The following is a 23,025-nucleotide window of genomic DNA, read 5'->3' on the forward strand; positions in this document are numbered from 1 at the left end:
CCTTCCGCTAGTTGCCCGTGCGGGTGGTGACGATCGTCAGCGTGTAGTCGCCGTCCCCGTCGGTGAACCGGCGGGTCATGGTCTGCGTGTTCCCGACATTGGGGACCTGCTTGGCCAGCGTGGCCGTGTGGAACACGAACGTCTGCTCACCGATCAGGTCGTCGTCGAGGAAGGCCAGCAGCTGCTGGACCACGGCGCCCACGCCCGCCACCACGGCGGCGATCCACGCGGCCACGCCCGTGGCCGCCAGGACGCCCGCCGCTCCGGCGAACGCCGCCGCCACCGCGGCCCTGATCTTCTCCGGGTCCCCGTGGTCGTGCTCCCACAGCTGGATCAGCGTGCCGATCTGCCCCTCGGGGAAGCGCTGCGCCTGGCCGTTCGCCCCCCAGATGGAGCCGTCGGCGGAGTTGAAGGTGCGGGTGTTTCCGGTGTCCACGTTGCCGAAGATCCGGCTGCGGGTGGTCACGGTCGCGCCGTCGGCCAGCGTGCCGAAGATCCAGTAGGGCTCGTCCGAGCCGAAGAAGTCGGCCCCGGTCTCGTCGTTGCAGCGGAACTGGGTCGCCTTGATCGTGAAGAACCCGCTGGGCGCCGCCTGCACGTCCGGGTTCTGCGTGACCAGGAACTCCGCCCCGTGTTCGGCGAGCGTCCTGCGGTCCAGCCGCGGCAGGTTCCGCACCGAGGTGCGCTCGCTGTGGGCCTTCCCGACGTCGACCGCGGTCAGGTTGGGCATCTCCAGGGTGGAGCGCACGATCTCCGGCGCATCCTTGCGCAGGTCGTCGAAGGAGTAGGAGGACTTGACGTCCAGCCGCGCGAAGCGCGCGGGGTAGACGGCCTGGCGCGCGTCCTGCGACAGCAGCTCGGACGCCTCGCCCAGCTTCCTCAGCTCGTCCTCGCTGTAGCCGTTGTCCAGGAACGCGCTCACCAGCGTCTGCTCCAGGTCGGACAGGCGCTGCTTCTCGGCGAACTTGCCGAGGGAGTGCGTGGTCAGGGCGAGGAGCCAGTTGCGGTCCCGGTTCTTCTCCAGCTTGGCGCGGAGCTTGGCCCCGCGGCCCCTCCGCTCGCCCATGTCCTGCACGATGCGTTCGGGGGTTCGAGCGACCATGGTCGTCACCCTTCGGTCCACGCCGGACCACTCGGAGGAGGCCCGCTCCGGCGTCTGCGGGGCCCGGGGGCCCGGCCGCCCGATCGGCGCCTCCGCCCCTCCGAGGTTCACCGTGAGCCTATTCCCGGCCGGTGCCGCGCACAGGCAGCCGCCCGGCAAGACCCTGCTGTCCCCGCGGCCCGCCCACCTGTCCCCGGCGCCCCCGTTGATCTCGGGGATCTCGGCCTTGTACCGGCCGGTACAAGGCCGAGATCCCCGAGATCAACGAAGATACGGGCAGGTCAGGGCGTCCAGCGGTTGGTGATGGGCACGCGCCGGTCGCGGCTGAGGTTGCGGGAGCTGATCTTGGGTCCGGGCGGGTACTGGCGGCGCTTGTACTCGGCCCGGTCCACCAGCCGGACGACCCGCGCCACCAGCTCCGGGTCGTACCCGGCGGTGATCAGCTCGCCGTGCCCCCGGTCGGTGCCGATGTAGGCGTCGAGCAGGGCGTCCAGCACCGCGTAGTCCGGCAGCGAGTCGCTGTCCAGCTGGTCGGGGCGCAGCTCGGCGCTGGGCGGCTTGGCGATCGAGTCCTCCGGCACCGGGGGCGCCTCCCCGCGCTCGGCGGCGTCGGCGTTGCGCCACCGCGCCAACTCCCAGACCAGCGTCTTCCAGCAGTCCTTGATCGGGGCGTAGCCGCCCACCGAGTCCCCGTAGAGCGTGGAGTAGCCCGTCGCCAGCTCGCTCTTGTTGCCGGTGGCCAGCACCAGGTGGCCCTCCTGGTTGGACAGCGCCATGAGCAGGGTGCCGCGCACCCGCGCCTGCAGGTTCTCCGCGGCCAGCCCCTCCAGCTCCACCCCCGCGCCGGAGGCCCCGGCGGTGAAGGCGTCCACGACCTCCTGTACGGCGATGGTGCGCCCGGTGATGCCCTGCCGGGCGACCAGTTCCCGGGCGTCGTCCAAGGAGTGCCCGCTGGAGTACCGGCTAGGCATCATCAGGCCGTGCACCCGGTCCGGGCCCAGGGCGTCGACGGCGATGGTGGCGGTCAGCGCCGAGTCGATCCCCCCGGACAGCGCCACCAGGGCGCTGTCGAACCCGTTCTTGCGCACGTAGTCGCGCAGCCCCACCACCAGCGCGTGGTAGACCTCGCCGACGTCGGAGACCGGGTCGGGGCGCGGGGTGAGCACCGGCGGCTCGGCGTCGTAGGGCGCCACGGGGTCCGCCGAGACCGTGTACCGGACGATGCGGATGCCGTCGGCCTCCCGCGCGTGCGGGGCGGGCTCGGGGGCGTCGGGCAGGCGCAGGTCGGTGACGAGCAGCGCCTCCTCGAACTGCGGGGCGCGGGCCACCAGGTCGCCCTCGGCGTCGACGATGAGCGAGTCGCCCTCGAAGATCAGCTCGTCCTGTCCGCCGGCCATGTTGACGTAGCCGACGGCGGCGCCGATCTCGCGCGCCCGGCGCTGGCACAGCTCCAGGCGCACGTCGTCCTTGTTCCGTTCGTACGGCGAGCCGTTGAGGGTGATGAGCATGCCCGCGCCCGCGGCGCGCACGGCGGTGACCGGGCCGCCCTCCTGCCACAGGTCCTCGCAGACGGCGAGGGCGACGTCGACGCCGCGCACCCGGACCACCGGCAGCGCGTCGCCGGGCACGAAGTTGCGGAACTCGTCGAAGACCCCGTAGTTGGGCAGGTGGTACTTGGCGGAGGTGAGCGCCACGCGCCCCCGGTGCAGCAGGGCGGTGGAGTTCTGCGGCGCGCCCGTGGGCTGGCCGAAGCGCGCCCCCACCCCCTCGCGCCGGTTCAGGAAGCCCACCACGACCGGCAGGTCGCCCAGCCCCTCCTCGGCGAGGCGCTCGGCGAGCGCGTGCGTGGCCTTGATGGAGGCCGAGACGAAGGAGTTGCGCAGCGCCAGGTCCTCCACCGGGTAGCCGGTGACGACCATCTCGGGGAACACCAGCAGGTGCGCCCCCACCGCGGCCGCCCGGTGCGCCTGGTCGGCGACCAGCGCACTGTTGCCCTCCAGGTCCCCGACGACGGGGTTGACCTGGGCCATCGCGATTCTGAGCTGTGCCACGCACCCGAGCGTAGCCGGGCCGGGCCGCCGCGGGCGGGCGCACACCCCGCGAAGCTGTGATAATTCGGGCGGGCCCCGGCGCCCTCCGGGGCCACCTGCGTTAATGCGCCGGAAACCTGAGGTAGGCAGACTGGGAGAGGGCCCGCGCGGCGGGCGGCCCGCGTCCGCACCCCGACGTTCGACTGAGGAAGGTGAACCCGTGAATCGACAGCAGGAGTTCGTGCTCCGGACCCTGGAGGAGCGCGATATCCGGTTCGTCCGGCTGTGGTTCACCGACGTGCTCGGTTACCTGAAGTCGGTGGCGGTGGCCCCCGCCGAGCTGGAGGCGGCCTTCACCGAGGGCATCGGGTTCGACGGCTCGGCCATCGAGGGCTTCGCCCGGGTGCACGAGGCCGACATGCTCGCCCAGCCCGACCCCTCCACCTTCCAGGTGCTGCCCTGGCGCAACGAGCCGCACGGCACCGCCCGGATGTACTGCGACATCCTGATGCCCGACGGCAGCCCCAGCTACGCCGACCCGCGGCACGTGCTCAAGCGCCAGCTCGCCAAGGCCTCCGACCTGGGCTTCACCTTCTACACCCACCCCGAGATCGAGTTCTACCTGCTCAAGAAGATGCCCGATCCGGGGGAGTTCCCCGAGCCCAACGACTCGGGCGGCTACTTCGACCACACCCCGCACAACAGCGCGCACGACTTCCGGCGCAACGCGATCAACATGCTGGAGGCCATGGGCATCTCGGTGGAGTTCAGCCACCACGAGGGCGGCCCCGGCCAGCAGGAGATCGACCTGCGCTACGCCGACGCGCTGACCACCGCCGACAACATCATGACGTTCCGGCTGGTGATGAAGGAGGTGGCGATGGAGCAGGGGGTCTACGCCACCTTCATGCCCAAGCCCTTCACCGAGTTCCCCGGGTCGGGCATGCACACCCACATGTCGCTGTTCGAGGGCGAGCGCAACGCCTTCCACGAGCCGGGCGCGGAGTACCACCTGTCGAAGGTGGGGCGCGGGTTCATCGCCGGGCTGCTGCGGCACGCCCCGGAGATCACCGCGGTGTGCAACCAGTGGGTCAACTCCTACAAGCGGCTGTGGGACAACGCCGCGGCCTCGGCCGGGGCCGGCGGCGAGGCGCCCGCCTACGTGTGCTGGGGCCACAACAACCGCTCGGCGCTGGTGCGGGTGCCGATGTACAAGCCCACCAAGAGCAATTCCAGCCGGATCGAGTTCCGCTCGCTGGACACCTCCTGCAACCCCTACCTGGCCTATGCGGTGATCCTGGCGGCCGGGCTGAAGGGCATCGAGGAGGGCTACGAGCTGCCGCCCGGGGCCGAGGACGACGTGTGGGCACTGACCGACGCCGAGCGGCGCGCGATGGGCATCGCCCCGCTGCCCCAGAGCCTGGACGAGGCCATCCGCGCGATGGAGAGCAGCGAGCTGGTCGCCGAGACGCTCGGCGAGCACGTCTTCGACTTCTTCCTGCGCAACAAGAAGGCCGAGTGGCAGTCCTACCGCCGCCAGGTCACGCCGTACGAGCTCCAGCGGTACCTGCCGACGCTGTGACGTCCGCGTCCGGGCGCCGCGCCCGTGCGCGGCGCCCGGCCCGCTCAGTCGAGTTCCAGCACCTTCTCCCGGACCGCGTACACCGCGGCCTCGGTCCGCGAATGCAGCTGGAGTTTCTCCAGGATGTTGCGGATGTGGTTCTTGACGGTGTTCTCGGAGATGAACAGCGCGTCGGCGATCTCCTTGTTGTTGAAGCACCTGGCCACCAGGCGCAGCACCTCGGTCTCACGGCCGGTGAGCCGGGGCGCGGCGGGGCGCGGCCGGGCCGCGCTGTCACGTTTGGCCAGGGCGGTGAACTCGCCGATGAGCTTGGTGGCCATGGAGGCGTTGATGAACGACTGGCCGTCGGAGATCGAACGCACCGCGTCGGGCAGCTCGTCCACCGAGATCTCCTTCAGGAGATAGCCGTCGGCGCCGGCCTTGAGCGCCTCGAAGAGGTCGTCCTCCTCGTCGCTCATGGTGAGCATGGTGATCTTGGCCGCGGGCGCGCGGGCGCGGATCCCGGCACAGGCGTCGATGCCGCCTGCCCCGGGCATCCACACGTCCATCAGGACCACGTCGGGGGAAAGGCGCGCCGCCGAACGGACGGCCTCCTCCCCGCTTCCGCACTCGCCGACGACGTCGATGTCGGGCTCCTCCTCCAGGACCGACACCAGGCCTCGGCGGAAGAAGGCGTGGTCGTCGACGAGCAGCACACGGATGGGGGGCGCGGATGGGACCGCCTCGACGGTCCGCGCCGCACCCGGGGACGGGGGGTGCCCACTCACAACGGAATTCCTTCCTGGCGCGAGATGGCTGCAGTTGTGGAATGCGATTCGGGAGGCCGCTGCTGCGAACAGTTTATGCCAGGTGCACCCGCCCCCGTACAGGGTGAATGCCCCGGGGATCGCCCGAGGCCGCGCGGCCCGCCGAGGTCGGGGGCCGATGGCACACCACCTTACGCCGTTTTATGGGGAATTCTCCGCGGTCGCTCAACCGAGCCCGGAATCGAGTGCTTTGCGGGCGGCCGCATTCCGATTCGTCACATCGAGCTTGCCGAGCACGTTGGAAACGTGGACGCTCACCGTTTTCGCCGATATCACCAGCTCACCGGCGATCTCCCGGTTGGTCCGCCCGCGCGCGACCAGGCGCAGCACCTCGCGCTCACGCGGAGTGAGCGGCGGAAGGGCGTCTCCGGTCCCGTCCGGGGCGGCGGACGCCACCCGCGGCGGGGCGATCCCCGCGCCTTCCATGGCCCTCTGCGCGCGCTGCAGGTAGGGGGCCGCTCCGCACTCCGAGGCGAGGAAGTGCAGTTCACGGAGCTGTTCGGCCGCGCGCTCACGCTCACCGAGTGCCAGCGCGCATTCGGCGCGGCCGAAGAGCGCTTGGAGCAGATCGAGCTTCAGCCCCCTGCTCCGCGTCTCCCGCTCGACCCAGGCCCAGTGTTCGTCCGCGGCACGCGGGGCACCGCCCGTCGCCAGGTGGCCGTGGACGATCCGGGCGTCCACGCGCACCATGAACGGGGATCCCTCGTCGCTCGGCAGGACCTGCGCCTTGTCCTCGACCCGCTTCTTGAACCGCTCGACCGCGGCCGACCGTGCGGGGTCCCCGACCGCCTCACGTTCGATGTCCCGGACCAGCCCCGCGACGTGCGCCAGGTTCATCCCGATCCACACTCCGCGGGCCCAGGGCCGCTCCTCCTCCATGGCCGTGAGGAGGAGGTCGACCCCCTCCTCCGCTCGGCCGTCGGCCTGCATCAGCCATGCCCGCGAGCCGAGATTGCTCAGGGTCTCGATCTGGGCCGAGCTCTCCGGCGGCATCAGCCGGTCGAAGGCCTCCACCTCCCTGGCCACGTCCGCCACCGACCCCCGCATGCGCTCGATCTCGGCGAGCAGCCGGTGACGTCTTCCCTGGCTGCGGGGGTTGGGATCGGGACGCATCGCGCGCAGCACATCGCGCGCCTCGTCCAACTCACCCTTCGCAAAGAGCAGGTGCGCCAGACCGAAGGTGAACCCCCCGCCCTGGGTGCGGGTCAGCCCCAGCTCGGCCACCCGCTTCAGGCCGTCCCGGTTCTCCCGCATCGCCTCCTCCGGGTGGCCCGCCATGTCATAGGTGGCCGCCAGGTTGTTCCGACCGCGCAGCTCGACGGAGACGTCACCGCTGTCACGCGCCGACCGGACCCCCTGACGGATGTACTCCACCGCCGCGCCGGTGTCCGGCCCGTGGGAGTCGAGGCTTCCCAGGGTGATCAAGGCGTCGGCCTCGCTCCGGACGTCCGCCGCCGCGCGGGCGCGTTCGAGGGCGAGCTCGGCGGCACGGCGCGCCTCGTCGTCGTGCCCCCGCACCATGAGCGTCGTGGCCAGGCCGGCCGTGATCCGCGCGCGCAAGGGGTGGGCCCGGGGCAGGTGCAGGAGCGCTTCCCCGTAGTCCTCCAAGGCCCCGTCCTGGGACATCTCCTTTCGGGCGTCGCCCCGCGCCTGGAGCAGTCGGCCCATCGCGATCGCATCGGCCTCGGGGACGACACGCGCGGAGCGCACCTCGCACATGCCGGTGTCGAGCCAGTGGGAGTAGGCCTTCAGTCCCTCGGCCGCGTACTCGGCCGCCCGGCGCGGCGCCCCGATGTCGTGCGCGGCCTGGGAGAGCAGGTACAGCAGCTCGGTGCGGGAGCAGCCGATGCGCCCCTGTGCGTCGGGGACCTGCTCCCACAGATCCAGGACGCGCTCCAGCAGGGACACCCGCTCGGGCAGCGCCGCACCGCGGTGTGCGGCCTCGGCGGCGCGCCAGGCGCCCTCCAGGGCCCGAGGCAGGTCGTGGGCGGCGTAGGCGTGGTGGGCGAGCAGCAGCGCGGCCTGGTCGGGCTCCAGCCCCTCCACCCCCTGCTCCAGGACGTCGGTGTAGCGGCGGTGCAGGCGGGTGCGCTCGGCGGGGAGCAGGTCCTCCTGGACGGCCTCGGCGAGCAGCGCGTGGCGGAAGGCGTACCCTTCCCCGCGCGGGACCAGGGCGTTGGCGTCCACAGCGGCACGCACCGCCGCGGCGAACTCCGCCGGCCCGGACCCGCTGACCGCCTCCAGCAGCGCGTGGTGCACCCGCTCCCCTGCGGCGGAGGCCGCCCGGAGCACCCCCAGAGCCTCGGCGTCCAGCGTGCGCACCGCGCCCAGCAGCAGCTCCCGGGGCCCGTCGGGGACCGGCGCGGTCCCCGCGTCGGGGTGCTCCAGGAAGGACTCGACGAACAGGGGGTTGCCGCCGCTGCGCTCGAAGAGCCGGTCGGCCTGGCGGTCGGGCAGGGCGCTGCCGTGCAGGCCCTCGGCCAGTTCGGCCACCTCCTCCCGGGAGAGCGGCGGCAGCTCGGTGCGGTCGACGCCGGGCAGGCGCTCCAGCTCGGGCAGCAGCCGCCGCAGAGGGTGGCCGCGGTGCAGGTCGTCGGTGCGGTAGGTGGCGATGATCTGCACCGGTGCCGCGTCCAGGTTGCCCAGCAGGAAGACGAGCAGGTCCCGGGTGGAGGCGTCGGACCAGTGCAGGTCCTCCAGGACCAGGGTGAGGCCGCCGGGTGCGGCGGCCCCCTCCAGCAGGACCAGGACCTCCTCGAACAGCCGGGCGCGGCCCTGCTCGGGTCCTGCCGGCGCCGATCCCAGCTCGGGCAGTAGCCGCGCCAGCTCACCGGGGCCGCCGGAGGCGGGGGCCGCCCCGTCCCTGATGAGGCGGCGCAGGGCGGCGGTGAACGGGGCGTAGGGCAGGCCTTCGACGCCCAGTTCGGGACAGCCTCCGGCGACGGCGAGGCGCATGGGGCAGGTGCGGGCGTACTCGCGCAGGAGGCGGGACTTGCCGACTCCGGCCTCGCCGCCGATGAGCACCGCGCCCGCCCCCTCCTTGCGAGTGCGCCGGGCGTGGGAGACCAGGTTCGTCACCTGGTCCCGGCGCCCGACGAAGACCGAACTGCGTTCGCGACCGTCCATGGCGCCCAGTATGTCGGGGATCGCGCGGCCCGGGCGCGGACGGCGGCCCCTTGTGGACAAGGGCTCGGCGGGCACGTGTTCAGGCGGCCGGGCCGAAGCGCTCACCCTCGCGGCGGCGGGCCTCCCGGCGCTCGTCCTCCTCCCGGCGCCGGGCGCTCCGGGCCTCCCTCCTCTGCTGGGCGGCGCGGAGCATCTCCTCCCGGTGCTGACGGGCCAGTCGGTCCATGTGGTCGGGGTGGTGCATGGGGGTCCTCCCTCGCGGCGGCGTGCCTCCACACTCCCCCCCCAGGGGTCCCCGCCGGTATCGGAAAGTCGCCGTATCTTCGCCGGTCACAGGGGCCTTAGATCGACCTCGGAGGGTCCTTAGGGCGTCGGCCGCGTTCGCTCCCCGCCTCAGATCCACGACGTTCGGCGGGCGGCCGGACGGCCGTTTCCCCTGGAAGGACGGCGCGGAGAGGCCGAGGGCCACGGCGCTCCGGTCGACCGCCGGGCCATCAGGGGCCCGGCGAGGGGGCGACGACGGCGCAGTAGGCACCCCGCCCCAGGTGGAGCGGGTCGCATCCCCCTGGTGCAGGGATGAACCGGGGTCCCGCCAACGTTGGCCCCGACAGAGGTCGCGCCCTGCCCCGCGTGCGAGGATGAGCGCGCCCGTTTTTACCGACACCGTCCGGAGACGCCTTCAGCGCTTCGAGACACCGGAGGGAAAACACGTCATGAGCACCACCACGTCCGCCCCCGCCCTCTACGGGGGCTCATCGACGCGCCGGGTCACCGTACGCGACATCGCCGCCGCCAAGGAGCGGGGCGAGCGCTGGCCCATGCTGACCGCCTACGACGCCCTCACCGCGCGCGTCTTCGACGAGGCCGGGATCCCCGTCCTGCTCGTCGGCGACTCGGCGGCCATGGTCGTCTACGGTTACGACTCCACCGTGCCCGTCACCGTCGACGACCTGCTCCCGCTCACCGCGGCGGTGGCCCGCTCCACCTCGCGCGCCCTGGTCGTGGCCGACCTGCCGTTCGGTTCCTACCAGGCCTCGCCCGAGCAGGCGCTGGCCGCGGCCTCCCGCTTCATGAAGGAGGGCGGGGCCCACGCCGTCAAGCTGGAGGGCGGGCGCCGGATGGCGCCGCAGACCGAGGCCCTGGTCGCCTCCGGCGTGCCGGTCATGGGGCACATCGGCCTGACCCCCCAGTCGGTCAACACCCTGGGCGGCTACCGAGTACAGGGGCGCGGCGAGGCGGCCGAGGAGCTGCTGGCCGACGCCAAGGAACTGGAGCGCGCGGGCGCCTTCTCGGTCGTCCTGGAGTGCGTGCCGGCCGAGCTGGCGGCCCGCATCACCGCCGAGCTGACCATCCCCACGGTCGGCATCGGCGCGGGCCCCGACACCGACGCCCAGGTGCTGGTCTGGCAGGACATGGCGGGCCTGAGCCCGCGCGTGGCCAAGTTCGTCAAGACCTACGCCGATCTCAACGCCACCCTGGAGGGCGCGGCCAAGAGCTTCGCCGAGGAGGTCGTGGGCGGCGCCTTCCCCGCCCCTGAGCACTCCTACTCCTGACCCCCTCCTGATCCACCGGGGCGTATCGGGGCCGGTCGGCGACGCGCGCCGACCGGCCCCGGTCGTCGGACCGAATCCTACTCGGGGGTAGAGTGTCGCCCCGATCACGGGCGACCACCAACGGAGGCAGCATGCGCATCTCCATGCCCCTGCAGTACGCCGGCGACCCCAAGGAGTCCGTCGGACAGATCGCCGAGCTGGAGAAGGTCGGCCTGGACACCGTGTGGGTGGCCGAGGCCTACGGCTACGACAGCCCCACCCTCATGGGCTACATCGCCGCCCGCACCGAGCGCGTGCGCATCGGCGCCGCCATCCTGCCCGTCTACACGCGCACGCCCACCCTCATCGCGCAGACCGCGGCCGGGCTGGACTACCTGTCGGACGGGCGCGCCGTGCTGGGCCTGGGCGCCAGCGGGCCGCAGGTCATCGAGGGCTGGCACGGCCTGCCCTACAACCGCCCGCTGGCCCGCACCCGCGAGGTGGTCGAGATCAGCCGCAAGGTGTGGGCCCGCGAGGAGCGGCTCACCCACGACGGCAAGGTCTTCACCCTTCCGCTTCCGCCCGAGGAGGGCACCGGGCTGGGCAAGCCGCTGAAGATCATCAACCACCCGGTGCGCAGCTCCGTCCCAGTCTACATCGCCTCACTCGGCGAGAAGAACGTGAAGATGACCGCCGAGATCGCCGACGGGTGGCTGCCGATCTTCTTCATGCCCGAGAAGGCGGACGACGTCTGGGGCGACTCGCTGCGCGCGGGCAAGGCCGACCGCGACCCGTCCCTGGGGGACCTGGAGATCTCGGCCGGCGGCATGCTCGCGATCGGCGAGGGCGAGGAGACCAAGAAGCTCCTGGACTTCGCGCGTCCGATGATCGCCCTGTACGTGGGCGGGATGGGCGCCAAGGGCAAGAACTTCTACAACACCCTGGCCCGCCGCTACGGGTACGAGGAGGCGGCCGACCGGATCCAGGAGCTGTACCTGGAGGGCCGCAAGGAGGAGGCGGCGGCCGCCGTCCCGCAGGAGATGCTGGAGCTGACCAACCTGGTGGGGCCGGAGTCCTACGTGCGCGAGCGCATCGAGGCCTTCCGCGCCGCCGGCGTCACCGAGCTCAACGTCACGCCGGTGGCCGACGACCCGGTCCGCCTGGTGGAGAAGGTCAAGGGCTGGCTCTGAGCGCACGGCCGGATCGGGACCGGGGCCGAAGGTACGGCCCTGGTCCGGCCGGGGCCCCTGCCTGCGGACCGGGGTCGGCGCGGGGCGCGGCCTCGGTGCAGGGCCTCAGTGCGGGACCGCGGTGCGTTCAGTCCCGGCCGAGCAGGCCGCGCACGAACGAGGGCAGCGACGCGGTCTCGGCGCGGCGGATCCAGGCCAGCGCGCCCATCAGCACGATCAGCACCACCGGCAGCGCCCAGCCCGAGTCACGCAGGACGGCCAGGTGGGTGACGGCGGCTCCGGCCACGACCAGGGTCAGGCCCGAGGCGGCGAGTCCGGACAGGCGCGGGATCAGCAGCCCGACCGCCCCGGCCACCTCTGCGACGCCCACGAAGTAGCGCAGCCACTGGCCCGCGCCGATCTCCTCGAAGGTCTGCGCGAAGTCCTCCCACCCGGCGAGCTTGCCGATCCCCATCAGGATGAACACGGCGAACCCGAGGACCTGCAGGAGCCAGGCGACGGCGGTCAGGGCGACGCCGCGGGCGGGTGAGGTTCGGTCTTCGCTCCGGTCCATGGCGACCACGCTCCAGGCAGAGGGTGCCGGTCCCGGAATCATCGCACACCCGACCGGGGCGGGCCAGCGCGCCGCCGCCCCGGGATTACCCTGAGTGCTGCGGCCGCGGAGGGCGGCCGGGGCCGGGACCGCCCGGCCCACGGCGGTTCGGAAGGGGGGCACGTGTCCGAGCCGGAGGCCGGGGCCCTGGCCGAGACCGCGGCCGAGGCGGTGTTCCGCCCGGTGCGCACCGGGAACGCCTTCGAGGAGACGGTGGAGCGGCTGCTGTCGGCGATCAAGCTCGGGGTGGTGGCCCGGGGCGGGCGCTTCCCCCCGGAGCGGGAGCTGGCGGCCCGGCTCGGGGTCAGCCGGATCACCTTGCGGGAGGCGATCCGCGCCCTCCAGGAGGCCGGGTACGCCGAGTCGCGGCGCGGGCGCGGCGGCGGGACCTTCGTGGCCGACGTGCCGCCGCGGCCCAGCCGCGCCGAGGCGCAGCGGATGCTCCAGCGCACCGGAGCCGACCTGGAGGACCTGTTCACCTTCCGGCGCGCGCTGGAGACCGGGGCGGCGGTGCGGCTGGCCGAGGAGGGGCTGGACCCGGACGGCGGGCGGCTGCTGGCCGAGCGCCTGGCCGCGGTGGACGAGGCCCCGATCGAGGACTACCGGCGGTGCGACACCGTCTTCCACCACACGCTGGCCGAGCTGACCGGGTCGGCATCGCTGACCGGGGCGCTGGCCGAGACGCGGATGCGGATCAACGACCTGCTCAACGCGATGCCGATCCTGGCGCGCAACCTGGAGCACAGCGGCGCCCAGCACCGGGCGATCGTCGCGGCGGTGCGCGACCGACGGCCGGAGGACGCCCGCCGCGCGGTCGGCGAGCACCTGGAGGGAACGGAGGCGCTGCTGCGCGCGTTCCTGGCCTGACCGGCGCCCCCGTCCGCCGGGCCCGGGGGCGGCGGACAGGGCGGGACGGGGGCCGCGGGGCCGGCCCGGGCGCTGGCCCCTCCGCCCGGGTGCGGGAGGAGCGGACCGGCCGGCGCCCGGAACCGGGTCAGTTGAGCTCCGACTCGGCCTTCTCCACCAGGGCGAACTCCTCCTCCGGGGCGTCGGCGACCAGCCGGTGCCGGGAGTACAGCCAGAAGTAGGCCAGGAACGCCGCGAAGATCGCCGCCGCCACGGCCGCGCCCACCACGTCCACCAGGAAGGTGGCCACCACCGCGCACAGCGCCAGCGCCAGGGCGATGCCGGTGGTCACCGCGCCGCCCGGGGTCCGGTAGGGACGCTCCAGCCCCGGCTCGCGGCGCCGCAGAACGATGTGGGCCACCATCATCAGCGCGTAGGACACGGTGGCCCCGAAGACCGCGATGTTGATCAGCCGGTCGCCGTCGCCCACTGCGGCCGCCAGCACGAAGCCGATGGTGCCGGGGACGATGAGCGCGGTGTAGGGGGTCTTGCGGCGCCCGGTGAGCGAGAGCCAGCGGGGCAGGTACCCCGCCCGCGAGAGGGCGAAGAGCTGGCGCGAGTAGGCGTAGATGATGGAGAAGAAGCTGGCCACCAGTCCCGCCAGGCCGACGTAGTTGACGGCGTCGGCCAGCACGGTCGAGCCGCCGTAGGCCTCGCGCAGGGCGTGCGGGAGCGGGTTGTCGGAGTCGGCCAGCGCGGCGGCCCCGGCGCCTCCCGGGGCCAGCAGCAGCATGCCGAACCCGGTGACCAGCAGCACCGCCATGCCGGCGATGATGCCGCGGGGCATGTCGCGCTTGGGGTCGCGGGCCTCTTCGGCTGCCAGGGGGACGCCCTCGATGGCCAGGAAGAACCAGATGCCGAACACGAACGCCCCGAGGATGCCCGCGTACCCGAAGGGCAGGAAGGCGCTCGCGCCCGCCGCGTCCGTGGGGGCGATGTCGACCAGGTTGGCCGGGTCGAACTTCGGCACCATCCCGGCGGCGAAGACGACGAGGGCCACGACGGCCACGGCCGTGATGGCGAACATGACGCGCAGCGCCTCACCGACGCCCCACAGGTGGATCCCGACGAAGAGCGCGTAGCAGGCGAGGTAGACGGGCCAGGCGTTGGTGATGCCGAACAGTCCCAGCGCCTCGACGTACCCGCCGATGAAGACCGCGATCGCGGCCGGGGCGATGGCGTATTCGATGAGGATCGCGGTCCCGGTGGCGAAACCGCCGAGCGGTCCCAGCGCGCGGCGGGCGAAACCGTAGCCCGCCCCGGTGGCCGGGAGCGCGGAGGCCATCTCGGCCAGCCCCAGCACCATGAACAGGTACATGGTGCCCATGAGGACGGTGGCGACGAGCAGGCCGCCCCATCCCCCTTCGGCGATGCCGTAGTTCCAGCCGGCGAAGTCGCCGGAGATCACGTAGGAGACGCCCAGGCCGGCGAGCAGGAGCCACCCGGCGGCGCCTCGGCGCAGGGTTCGGCGCTGGAGGTAGTCGGTGCCGGCGCGGACGTAGTCGGCGCCCTGGACGTGTCCGTCGGCGTGCGGGCCGGTTTCTCGTGCCACGGTGCTCCCCTCGGGGGCGGTCGGGTCAAGGGTCGGTGGAGCGGGGTCGTGGTCGGGGGGATGGTGCGGGGGATGTGCGAGGACCCGGAGCCTGAAAAGGTATGAGGCCGGTCCTTTACGTGATGGTCGGTGATGATGCGCGCCGCGGAACGGGCCTGTCAAGGGGGGTCGCGCATTCCGGCGCATCGGCGCACACCTGCCGTTTCACCGGCGTTTCGACGGGGTTTCGCGCACCGGGAGGGATTGACACCGCCCTCGGCCCCTGCTTTGCTCCGTAAAAGGTACGGTCCTGAACCTTAAGGAGGCCGAGGGTGAGTACGAACCGCGGCGGGCCCCCGCTGACCGTGGACCGGCTCCGCGCCGACGTGGGCTCCGGCGCCATCGACACCGTGCTGGTCGCCTTCACCGACATGCAGGGCAGGCTGCAGGGCAAGCGCGTCTCCGGCCGCTTCTTCCTCGACGAGGTGCTCGCCCACGGCACCGAGGCCTGCGACTACCTGCTCGCCGTCGACGTGGAGATGAACACCGTCGACGGGTACGCGATGTCCTCCTGGGACACCGGCTACGGCGACATCGTGCTGCGGCCCGACCCCGCCACGCTGCGCCGCACCCCCTGGCAGGAGGGCCAGGCCATGGTCACCGCCGACGTGCTGCGCCTGGACGGCGCCGACGCCGCCCCCTCCCCGCGGCAGATCCTCAAGCGCCAGACGGCCCGGCTGGCCGAGCGCGGGTGGAGCGCGATGGTCGGCACCGAGCTGGAGTTCGTCGTCTACCGCGACACCTACGAGCAGGCCTGGCAGCGCGGGTACCGGGACCTGACCCCGGCCAACCGCTACAACGTCGACTACTCGGTGCTGGGCGGCGCCCGGGTGGAGCCGCTGCTGCGCCGGGTGCGCAACGGGATGGCCGGCGCCGGGATGTACGTGGAGTCGGCCAAGGGCGAGTGCAACCTGGGCCAGCACGAGATCGCGTTCCGCTTCGACGAGGCGGTGGCCACCTGCGACCAGCACGCCATCTACAAGACCGGCAGCAAGGAGATCGCCGACCAGGAGGGCATGTCCATCACCTTCATGGCCAAGCCCGACGCGCGCGAGGGCAACTCCTGCCACGTGCACATCTCGCTGCGCGGCCTGGGCGACGGCGCCCCGGTGCTCGCCGAGGAGGGGGCGCCCCACGGGCTCTCGGCGACCGGGCGGCACTTCCTCGCCGGGCAGCTGGCCTCCCTGCGCGAGCTCACCCTGCTGCTCGCGCCCAACATCAACTCCTACAAGCGCTACGTGCCCGGCAGCTTCGCCCCGACGTCGGTCGCCTGGGGCGTGGACAACCGCACCTGCGCGCTGCGCCTGGTGGGGCACGGCCCCAGCCTGCGGGTGGAGAACCGGGTGCCCGGCGGTGACGTCAACCCCTACCTGGCCGTGGCCGCGCTCATCGCCGGCGGCCTGGACGGGATCGACCGGCAGCTGGAGCCGGGCCCGGCCTGCGCGGGCAACGCCTACGCCGGGGACGCCCCGTCGGTGCCGGCGACCATGCGCGAGGCGCTGGAGCTGTGGGAGAAGAGCGATCTGGCGCGCACGGCGTTCGGCGACGAGGTGGTCGAGCACTACGCCAACTACGCGCGGGTGGAGCTGGCGGCCTACGACGCCGCCGTGACGGACTGGGAACTGTACCGGGGCTTCGAGCGCCTGTGACGGGGCGCTCCGACCGAGAGGGGGGACCATCGATGGGGGCGTCCGAAGCGCCGACCCTGCAGGAACTGGTGAATCCGGCGACCGAGGAGGTCATCGGCACGGTGCCGCTCGCCTCGGCCGAGGAGGCCGACGCGGCGGTGGCCCGGGCCCGCACGGCCTGGCCCGCCTGGCGGGCCGTCGCTCCCGCCGACCGCGCGCGGCTGCTGCGCGCCTTCGCCGAGAAGGTCGGCGCGCACATCGAGGAGCTGGCCGCCTTGGAGGTGCGCAACTCCGGGCACCCGATCGGCCAGGCCCGCGGAGAGGCCGCCATGGTGCGGGACGTGCTGCTGTACTACGCGGGCGCGCCGGAGCGCGCTTCCGGGCGGCAGATCCCGGTCTCCGGGGGCTGGAGCGTCACCTTCTCCGAGCCCTTGGGGGTCGCGGCGGTGATCGTTCCCTGGAACTTTCCGATGCCGATCATGTCCTGGGGCGTGGCGCCCGCGCTCGCCGCGGGCAACGCGGTCGTGGTCAAGCCGTCGGAGCTGACGCCGCTCACGGCCCTCCGGCTCGGGGAACTGGCCCTTGAGGCGGGGATCCCGGAGGGGGTGCTCCAGGTGCTGCCGGGGACCGGGCCGGTGGCGGGCGAGCGCCTGGTGCGGCACCCGGGCGTGGACAAGGTGGCCTTCACCGGGTCGACGGCGGTCGGCAAGCGCATCATGGCGCTGGCGTCCGAGGACCTCAAGCGGGTGACCCTGGAGTTGGGCGGTAAGAGCGCCAACATCGTCTTCGCCGACGCCGACCTGGAGAAGGCGGCGGCCGCCGCGCCCTACGGCGTGTTCGACAACGCCGGGCAGGACTGCTGTGCGCGCTCGCGGCTGCTGGTCCAGCGCTCGGTGTTCGACCGGTTCATGGAACTGCTGGAGCCGGCGGTGAAGGGGGTCGCGGTGGGCGACCCGCGCGCCGAGGGGACCGAGATGGGGCCGCTGGTTTCGGCGGCGCACCGCGCCAAGGTCGCCTCCTACGTGCCCGACGGGGCGCCCGTCGCGTTCCGGGGGCCGGCGCCTGAGGGGGCGGGGTTCTGGTTCCCGCCGACGGTGCTCACCCCCGGGGCCCAGGACCCGGCCTTCACGGACGAGATCTTCGGGCCGGTGGTGTGCGCGGTTCCGTTCGAGGACGAGGCGGAGGCGGTGCGCATCGCCGACGACACCGCCTTCGGCCTGGCGGGCTCGGTGTGGACGCGCGACGTGGGCCGCGCCCTGCGGACGGCCCGCGCGGTGACGGCGGGGAACCTGTCGGTCAACTCCCACTCTGCCGTGCGGTACGGGACCCCGTTCGGCGGGTTCAAGCAGTCGGGGCTGGGGCGCGAACTCGGCCCGGACGCGCTGGAGGCGTTCACCGACACCAAGACGGTCTTCATCGCCGACGACACGGCGGATTGACGGTGGCCGGCCCGGATGCGGCGGCCCGGCGGCGCAACGCGCCGACCCGCCCGCGGACCGACCGGAGCTCCCCGATGGCGCAGGGGTCCACCGGGGCGGCCGGGCACCGGGCCGAGGACTGGGGAGGGCCGGAACGGCGCCGTCCGCCGTCGCCGAGCGTGCGGGCGCGCTGCAGAACTCGGGGCAGGGCCCGCCCGGGTCGGCACCGGCCGAGGCCGGGACGCACGTCACCGGGGCCGGGGCGTGCGGCACCGGGGCCGAGTAGCGGCCGCCCCGGTGCCGCACGGATCGAAGGTCGACGGATTCGAGGATTTCGAGGAGCGAAGGAGCGACATGCGGCGTTTCGAGGGGCGCACCGCCGTGATCACCGGCGGCGGCAGCGGCATCGGCAAGGCCTCGGCACTGCGGCTGGCCGAGGAGGGCGCGAACGTGGTCGTGGTCGACCTGGACCGGGAGGCCGGCGAGCAGGCGGCCAAGGAGGTCGGCGGGCGGTACGTGGCGGCCGACGTCACCGACGGTGACCAGGTCGCGGCCGCGTTCGCGGAGGCGAACCGGGACTACGGGTCGGTGGACGTGGCCTTCAACAACGCGGGCATCTCCCCGCCCGACGACGACTCCATCCTGGAGACCGGGCTGGATGCCTGGCGCCGGGTGCAGGAGGTCAACCTGACCTCGGTCTACCTGTGCTGCAAGCACGCCCTGCCGTACATGCGCGAGCAGGGCCGCGGCTCGATCGTGAACACGGCCTCGTTCGTGGCGACCATGGGCGCGGCGACCTCGCAGATCTCCTACACCGCGAGCAAGGGCGGGGTGCTGGCACTCAGCCGGGAACTGGGGGTGCAGTTCGCGCGCGAGGGCATCCGCGTCAATGCGCTCTCCCCCGGGCCGGTGAACACCCCCCTGCTCAAGGAGCTGTTCGCCAAGGACCCCGAACGCGCGCAGCGGCGGCTGGTCCACGTGCCCTTCGGGAGGTTCGCCGAGCCGGAGGAGATCGCGGCGGCGGTGGCGTTCCTGGCCAGCGACGACGCCTCGTTCATCACCGCCAGCAACTTCCTCGTGGACGGCGGCATCTCCGGCGCCTACGTGACGCCGCTGTGAGCGCCCCGACGGACGGGGGCCGGGGCGCGCTCATCGGGATCACCGCCTATGCGGAGCAGGCCCGGTGGGGCGAGGCGTGGGACCTGCCGGCCGCGCTCCTGCCCCGGGCCTACGTGGACGCGGTGGCCGGGGCCGGCGGGGTGCCGGTGATGCTGCCGCCGGTTCCGGGGATCGAGCACGCGGTCGCGGGGGTCGACGCCCTGGTGCTGGCCGGGGGCGGGGACATCGACCCGGGGCGGTACGGCGCGGCCGCCGCCGAGCGGACGGCGGGGGTGGACCCCGGCCGGGACGCCTCCGAGTTCGCCCTGCTGGAGGCGGCATTGGGGCGCGGGCTGCCGGTGCTGGGCGTCTGCCGGGGGATGCAGGTGATGAACGTGTCCCGTGGGGGCACGCTGCACCAGCACCTGCCGGACGTGGTGGGCGGGGACGCGCACCGGAGGCGGACCGCCGTCTTCGACCCGCACCCGGTCCGGGTGTCCCCGGGCAGCCGCACCGCGGAGGTGCTGGGCCGCACCGAACTGGAGGTGCCGACCTACCACCACCAGGGCGTCGACGCCTTGGGCGAGGGCGTGGTGGCCACGGCGTGGACGGAGGACGGGATCGTGGAAGCGGTCGAGTTCACCGACGAGCCGAGGGCGCTGGGGGTGCAGTGGCACCCGGAGATGGGCGACGATCCCTCGCTGTTCCGGTGGCTGGTGGAGGAGGCCAGGAGTGCACGGGCGGAGCGGTGAGGTCCGGCCCGCCCTTGCCGTGGACATGCCGTGGCCGGGGCGCCTCCTGGGAGGCGCCCCGGCCACGGTTCCTGCACGCCGAGGGGACGGACTCCTCGGCGCCTACATGACCTTGGAGATCGAGTTGTCGCAGCCTACCGAGGTGTCGCTGAGGCAGGCCTTGTACTTGTATCCGCTCTTGATCTGGAACCCGTTGGTGTAGGTCGTCGTCCCGTCCGAGCGGGTCCCGTCGTTGGCGACCCGGCTGCCGTGGCTGTTGTGGACGACGATGGCGAGGACGTCTCCGTCATCGGCACCGACCACCCGGGCCCAGGCGATGGGGACGTCATTCGCGGCGTTCCGGGTGACCAGCCCCCGGCGCACCTGCAAGGTGACACCGCCGATCGTCGCCTGCTTCGCCGTTGAAACGTTGAAGGCGTTCCTGGGGCTGGCCTCGTACAGGTCGGCGGCAGCGGCGACGGGCGCGGCGTCCGCCGTGGTACCTCCTTGCTCGTCGAGCGCGGCCGTCACCATCGGGGTGATGTCCACGAGCCGGGCTTCCGGTTCCTCTTCGGCGGCGGCGGGGGCGGAGAGCAGGCCCAATGCCATGGCGGGGGCGGCCACGGCGACGGCCCAACGGGAAATACGCGATATGCGCATGAGGGGTTCCCTTTCATCGACCGGTGAATCGCTTCACGCGAGCGCCCCAAAGCTAGGCACCCGGCCCCCGCGGAGGCAAAGAACTTCGACCCGTGTGGAAATGCGCAGCTCGCAGGGTATTCGGCCGCCGCACGAAGGGCACTCATACAGAAACCCACCGCAATCGGTCACTTGACCCCGAAAGGGCCCACCACCCGCGAGGTGGTCGGCGAGCGCGCTCCTCGGGGCAGGCCCGGACGGCATGCCCGCGATGTGTGCGGTGTCGTCGCCGACGAACGCGGCGGCGCACTCGCCCCGGTGGTCGGCCTCCGGCGAGCGGGCGCCGGGGTCGGCGGAGGAACAGGGCGGCGTGTGGGGACCACCGCCCGGGGACCGGCTACCGCTTACCGCAGCCGGGGCAGGTCTGGCCGATCTCCTTCATGGTGCCGCAGTGGCGACAGTTCTCCTGGTCGATGCGGTCGCCTCGGCTCCCGATGAGGTCGCGGTCGGGAAGGCCGATCATGGATCGGCAGCGGGGGCAAGCCATCCAGAACCTCCGGTAGGTGTACTTCTCCCGGTCGATGACCGTCCAGCACTTGTCGCATTGGACGTACCGGTTCTTTCCGTAGCGTCCTTGGCTTTCGGGTGCCCCCATGGACGGGACTCTACCCCGACAGGCCGGATGCGGCAGCGCTCGCCCCGGCCCCGCCCCCGGTCAGAGGAACGACCGGTGGACCGCATTCGCGCGCACGCACCCCCGGTGCGATCCGCCGACGCCTCGACCGCAGCCCGAGGCGCGCCTTCGGACCCGCTCCCCCTCCGCATCGCCCCGACCGGCGCATGCCGACACAGCACACGGCCCGGTCCCTGCCCAAGCCCCGCCCGTCCACCGCCCCGGCTGCCTCTCCGCCCGGCCTCACGGAGACGGCACCTCGTAAAGGTTGGTGGAAAACCGGTGAGCCGGATGCGGACACGGCGTGGGGAGACAGTCTTCGTTGCCGAGGTCTTCGGCGGCCGCCGCGGCGGAGACCACACCGTCGACGGGACCGGTTCCTGTGAAGGGGCCGGCGTTGGCCGGACCTCGGCACTGCTCGGCAGGCTGTGCGGTATCGCGGACACACAGGTGCGTGCCTCACCGGCCGCCCCCAGGGCGGCACGGGGCCGCCCCGGCCGAGCCCGCGACCGCCCTCACGACTCCCGTAAAGCCCGCTTCCGGGCTTTACGGGAGTCGCAAGGACTCCGCCTCTCAGGGAATCGGCTCCCCTACGGGCATCGCCGGGGGTGAGATCACCGTTGTCGATCGCCGATCGCCGAGCCCCGGCCCCCTCACACGTCGGTGATGCGCAGGCCTGCGTGGGCCTTGTAGCGGCGGTTGATCGCGATCAGGTTGGCGGTGAACGCCTCCACCTGGTGCGCGTTGCGCAGCCGGCCGCCGTAGATGCCGCGCACCCCCGAGATGAGCCCGGCCAGCGCCCGGACGGTGTCGGTGGCCTCCCGGTCGTCCCCGAGGACCAGCACGTCCAGGTCGACCTCCTCGACCTCCGGGTCCAGCAGCAGCGACGCGGACACGTGGTGGAAGGCGGCCGTCACCCGGCTGCGCGGCAGCACCGCCTCGGCCTGCTGGGCTGCGCTGCCCTCTTCCACCGGCAGCGCGTAGGGCCCCTTCTTGTCGAAGCCGAGCGGGTTGACGCAGTCCACGACGATCTTCCCGGCCAGCTCCTCCTCCAGAGAGGCCAGCAGCTCGCGGTGGCCCGCCCAGGGCACCGCGACGATCACGACGTCGGCAGCGGCGGCGGCGCCGGCGTTGTCCAGACCGCGGACCGGAAGGTCGGCGCCCAGACCGTCGGCGGCGCCCTGCGCCCGCTCGGCGCTGCGCGAGCCGATGACGACCTCGGTTCCGGCCAGGGCCAGCCGCCGGGCCAGACCGCGGCCCTGGTCGCCGGTCCCGCCGAGGACGGCGACGACCAGGCCCGAGACGTCGGGGGTGTCGTGTGGGGATGTCTGATCAGCCATGACAGGAATCATCCCACCCGCACGGCTCCGCCGCCCGGGCGGGGACACGCCGTCAGGCGGTGAAGACGCGCGGCTCCAGCCCCTCCAGCCCGAGCTCGCGCATGTGCAGGCGGTGGGCGGCGGCCGCCGCCAGGGCGGAGACGGTGCGGCCGTCGGCGCGGCCGGTCCGCGGCAGGCCGACCGCGTCCTGGAAGCGGGCCAGGGCTTCGGGGCGGGCCGCGGGCGGCGCGCACGGGTCGAGCAGTCCCAGCTCGATCAGCCGCCAGCGGACCTCGGCCGGTTCGGCCTCCGGAAGGACCCGTTCGGCGTCAAAGAGGGACCAGAACAGTCCCGCCGCCACCGAGCGTGCCTTGACGCCCCACCGGGCACCGCCGCCGACCGCCCGCGCGGCGCCTGCCGGCGCCCTCTGCATGTGGATCGCGGTCATCGTCGAGCTCCTCCCCCTCGCGGCCCGATCGTGTGATTCGAGTATGGACTCGCGAAGGTGAGAGCACATCGGCCGCAAGTTCGGAATCAGGTCAATACCAAAGTCGGTCCCGAACGGCCGACACCGGCCGATAGGAGGTGGAGCCCGCCCTGCACGCCCCGGGCGCCGACATCTTGATCAAGGCTGCCTGCCAGCGGCGGGCCCCTGGAGGCAGGGGGAAGGGGGCCACGACGAAGCGGGCCGGTTCCCCGGCCCTGCTTTTCGGCCGCCGGGCCGCTCGCAGTCCCCGAACAGCAGCAACGACGGGACAGCCGGTGCCCCGCTCACGGGCCCCGGCCGGGCGACGGGCCGTCGGAGTGCGAGGGAGAGGGCGGCAACGACGAGGTGGGGCGGTTCCCCGCTGCCCCCGGTCGTCCGCCGGGCCTCTCGCGGTCCGGGAACAAGCGGCAACGACGGCACGCCAGGTACCCCGCTCCGGGCTGCCTGCCGTGCGGCGGGACCCTTCAGTTCAGGGAGATCAGCAGCAACGACAAGTGGGAAGCGGTCCCCCGGGGTCGACGGTCGGCCGCCGGGTGACCGGTGGTCCGGGGAGATGGCGGCGACGGCGCAGCCGG

19 protein-coding genes are annotated in these 23,025 nt (G+C 73.0%); 8 read left to right on the forward strand and 11 right to left on the reverse strand.

The window, feature by feature from the left end:
- Positions 1-7: 7 nt before the first annotated feature.
- A complete protein-coding gene (locus D450_RS0125375; protein ID WP_026128766.1) occupies positions 8-1,102 on the reverse strand; it encodes a hypothetical protein in 1,095 nt (364 codons plus the stop codon).
- Between the two features lie 281 nt (positions 1,103-1,383).
- The gene (locus D450_RS0125380) at positions 1,384-3,153 is read right to left on the reverse strand and encodes an NAD+ synthase (protein ID WP_083932788.1); all 1,770 of its coding nucleotides are present in this window, start codon (positions 3,151-3,153) and stop codon (positions 1,384-1,386) included.
- Between the two features lie 199 nt (positions 3,154-3,352).
- Here D450_RS0125380 and D450_RS0125385 point away from each other — a divergent pair, with 199 nt between their 5' ends.
- On the forward strand, positions 3,353-4,714 hold the full coding sequence (locus tag D450_RS0125385; RefSeq protein WP_017541440.1) for a glutamine synthetase family protein: 1,362 nt from the start codon (positions 3,353-3,355) through the stop codon (positions 4,712-4,714).
- 44 nt (positions 4,715-4,758) lie between these two features.
- Here the strand turns inward: D450_RS0125385 and D450_RS0125390 are convergent, their stop codons facing one another.
- From D450_RS0125390 to D450_RS34070, 3 genes are all read right to left on the reverse strand, one after another.
- Entirely contained in the window at positions 4,759-5,481 is a 723-nt protein-coding gene (locus tag D450_RS0125390) for a response regulator (protein ID WP_394296836.1), read from the reverse strand.
- A gap of 204 nt (positions 5,482-5,685) precedes the next feature.
- Positions 5,686-8,646: a helix-turn-helix transcriptional regulator gene (locus tag D450_RS35330; RefSeq protein ID WP_017541442.1), complete on the reverse strand. Its 2,961-nt coding sequence runs from the start codon at positions 8,644-8,646 to the stop codon at positions 5,686-5,688.
- 79 nt (positions 8,647-8,725) lie between these two features.
- A complete protein-coding gene (locus D450_RS34070) occupies positions 8,726-8,890 on the reverse strand; it encodes a hypothetical protein (protein WP_017541443.1) in 165 nt (54 codons plus the stop codon).
- Positions 8,891-9,359: 469 nt separating this feature from the next.
- Between D450_RS34070 and panB the strand changes: the two genes are divergently transcribed.
- Together panB and D450_RS0125410 are read left to right on the forward strand one after the other, a co-directional pair.
- Positions 9,360-10,199, forward strand: coding sequence for a 3-methyl-2-oxobutanoate hydroxymethyltransferase (gene panB, locus D450_RS0125405; protein ID WP_017541444.1), 840 nt, complete (start codon positions 9,360-9,362; stop codon positions 10,197-10,199).
- A gap of 131 nt (positions 10,200-10,330) precedes the next feature.
- The gene (locus D450_RS0125410; protein WP_017541445.1) at positions 10,331-11,368 is read left to right on the forward strand and encodes an LLM class F420-dependent oxidoreductase; all 1,038 of its coding nucleotides are present in this window, start codon (positions 10,331-10,333) and stop codon (positions 11,366-11,368) included.
- Positions 11,369-11,495: 127 nt separating this feature from the next.
- On the opposite strand, the gene D450_RS0125415 is transcribed toward D450_RS0125410, so the two are convergent.
- Positions 11,496-11,921: a DoxX family protein gene (locus D450_RS0125415; protein WP_017541446.1), complete on the reverse strand. Its 426-nt coding sequence runs from the start codon at positions 11,919-11,921 to the stop codon at positions 11,496-11,498.
- Positions 11,922-12,083: 162 nt separating this feature from the next.
- Between D450_RS0125415 and D450_RS0125420 the strand changes: the two genes are divergently transcribed.
- On the forward strand, positions 12,084-12,827 hold the full coding sequence (locus D450_RS0125420; RefSeq protein WP_017541447.1) for a FadR/GntR family transcriptional regulator: 744 nt from the start codon (positions 12,084-12,086) through the stop codon (positions 12,825-12,827).
- Between the two features lie 127 nt (positions 12,828-12,954).
- On the opposite strand, the gene eat is transcribed toward D450_RS0125420, so the two are convergent.
- Positions 12,955-14,418 carry an ethanolamine permease gene (eat, locus tag D450_RS0125425; protein WP_017541448.1) on the reverse strand — a complete coding sequence of 488 codons (1,464 nt, stop codon included), beginning with the start codon at positions 14,416-14,418 and terminating at the stop codon, positions 12,955-12,957.
- 311 nt (positions 14,419-14,729) lie between these two features.
- Here eat and D450_RS0125430 point away from each other — a divergent pair, with 311 nt between their 5' ends.
- The 4 genes from D450_RS0125430 (at position 14,730) to D450_RS0125445 (ending at position 19,353) form a co-directional block, all read left to right on the forward strand.
- Complete coding sequence (locus D450_RS0125430; RefSeq protein WP_017541449.1) at positions 14,730-16,106, forward strand: glutamine synthetase family protein; 1,377 nt, start codon at positions 14,730-14,732, stop codon at positions 16,104-16,106.
- 32 nt (positions 16,107-16,138) lie between these two features.
- The gene (locus D450_RS0125435; RefSeq protein ID WP_017541450.1) at positions 16,139-17,524 is read left to right on the forward strand and encodes an aldehyde dehydrogenase family protein; all 1,386 of its coding nucleotides are present in this window, start codon (positions 16,139-16,141) and stop codon (positions 17,522-17,524) included.
- Positions 17,525-17,857: 333 nt separating this feature from the next.
- On the forward strand, positions 17,858-18,622 hold the full coding sequence (locus D450_RS0125440) for a 3-oxoacyl-ACP reductase (protein ID WP_017541451.1): 765 nt from the start codon (positions 17,858-17,860) through the stop codon (positions 18,620-18,622).
- On the forward strand, positions 18,619-19,353 hold the full coding sequence (locus tag D450_RS0125445; RefSeq protein ID WP_017541452.1) for a gamma-glutamyl-gamma-aminobutyrate hydrolase family protein: 735 nt from the start codon (positions 18,619-18,621) through the stop codon (positions 19,351-19,353). The genes D450_RS0125440 and D450_RS0125445 overlap by 4 nt, the downstream gene beginning before the upstream one ends.
- A gap of 102 nt (positions 19,354-19,455) precedes the next feature.
- Here D450_RS0125445 and D450_RS0125450 read toward each other — a convergent pair whose 3' ends face one another.
- The 4 genes from D450_RS0125450 to D450_RS0125465 form a co-directional block, all read right to left on the reverse strand.
- Positions 19,456-19,992 carry a hypothetical protein gene (locus D450_RS0125450; RefSeq protein WP_026128767.1) on the reverse strand — a complete coding sequence of 179 codons (537 nt, stop codon included), beginning with the start codon at positions 19,990-19,992 and terminating at the stop codon, positions 19,456-19,458.
- 376 nt (positions 19,993-20,368) lie between these two features.
- Entirely contained in the window at positions 20,369-20,626 is a 258-nt protein-coding gene (locus tag D450_RS33905; RefSeq protein WP_152513394.1) for a hypothetical protein, read from the reverse strand.
- 671 nt (positions 20,627-21,297) lie between these two features.
- Entirely contained in the window at positions 21,298-21,984 is a 687-nt protein-coding gene (npdG, locus tag D450_RS0125460) for an NADPH-dependent F420 reductase (protein ID WP_017541455.1), read from the reverse strand.
- Positions 21,985-22,036: 52 nt separating this feature from the next.
- The gene (locus D450_RS0125465) at positions 22,037-22,411 is read right to left on the reverse strand and encodes a hypothetical protein (protein WP_017541456.1); all 375 of its coding nucleotides are present in this window, start codon (positions 22,409-22,411) and stop codon (positions 22,037-22,039) included.
- Between the last annotated feature and the right edge of the window lie 614 nt (positions 22,412-23,025).

The organism is Nocardiopsis halophila DSM 44494 (genome assembly GCF_000341245.1).
Taxonomy (GTDB): domain Bacteria; phylum Actinomycetota; class Actinomycetes; order Streptosporangiales; family Streptosporangiaceae; genus Nocardiopsis_A; species Nocardiopsis_A halophila.

Excerpts from the sequence above, each read along its gene's own strand:
- D450_RS34070 (WP_017541443.1), bottom strand. The coding sequence starts at position 8,890 with ATGCACCACCCCGACCACATGGACCGACTGGCCCGTCAGCACCGGGAG.
- D450_RS0125415 (WP_017541446.1), bottom strand. The coding sequence starts at position 11,921 with ATGGACCGGAGCGAAGACCGAACCTCACCCGCCCGCGGCGTCGCCCTG.
- D450_RS0125410 (WP_017541445.1), top strand. The coding sequence starts at position 10,331 with ATGCGCATCTCCATGCCCCTGCAGTACGCCGGCGACCCCAAGGAGTCC.
- D450_RS33905 (WP_152513394.1), bottom strand. The coding sequence starts at position 20,626 with ATGGGGGCACCCGAAAGCCAAGGACGCTACGGAAAGAACCGGTACGTC.
- D450_RS35330 (WP_017541442.1), bottom strand. The coding sequence starts at position 8,646 with ATGGACGGTCGCGAACGCAGTTCGGTCTTCGTCGGGCGCCGGGACCAG.
- npdG (WP_017541455.1), bottom strand. The coding sequence starts at position 21,984 with ATGGCTGATCAGACATCCCCACACGACACCCCCGACGTCTCGGGCCTG.
- D450_RS0125440 (WP_017541451.1), top strand. The coding sequence starts at position 17,858 with ATGCGGCGTTTCGAGGGGCGCACCGCCGTGATCACCGGCGGCGGCAGC.
- D450_RS0125450 (WP_026128767.1), bottom strand. The coding sequence starts at position 19,992 with ATGCGCATATCGCGTATTTCCCGTTGGGCCGTCGCCGTGGCCGCCCCC.
- D450_RS0125465 (WP_017541456.1), bottom strand. The coding sequence starts at position 22,411 with ATGACCGCGATCCACATGCAGAGGGCGCCGGCAGGCGCCGCGCGGGCG.
- panB (WP_017541444.1), top strand. The coding sequence starts at position 9,360 with ATGAGCACCACCACGTCCGCCCCCGCCCTCTACGGGGGCTCATCGACG.
- D450_RS0125375 (WP_026128766.1), bottom strand. The coding sequence starts at position 1,102 with ATGGTCGCTCGAACCCCCGAACGCATCGTGCAGGACATGGGCGAGCGG.
- D450_RS0125435 (WP_017541450.1), top strand. The coding sequence starts at position 16,139 with ATGGGGGCGTCCGAAGCGCCGACCCTGCAGGAACTGGTGAATCCGGCG.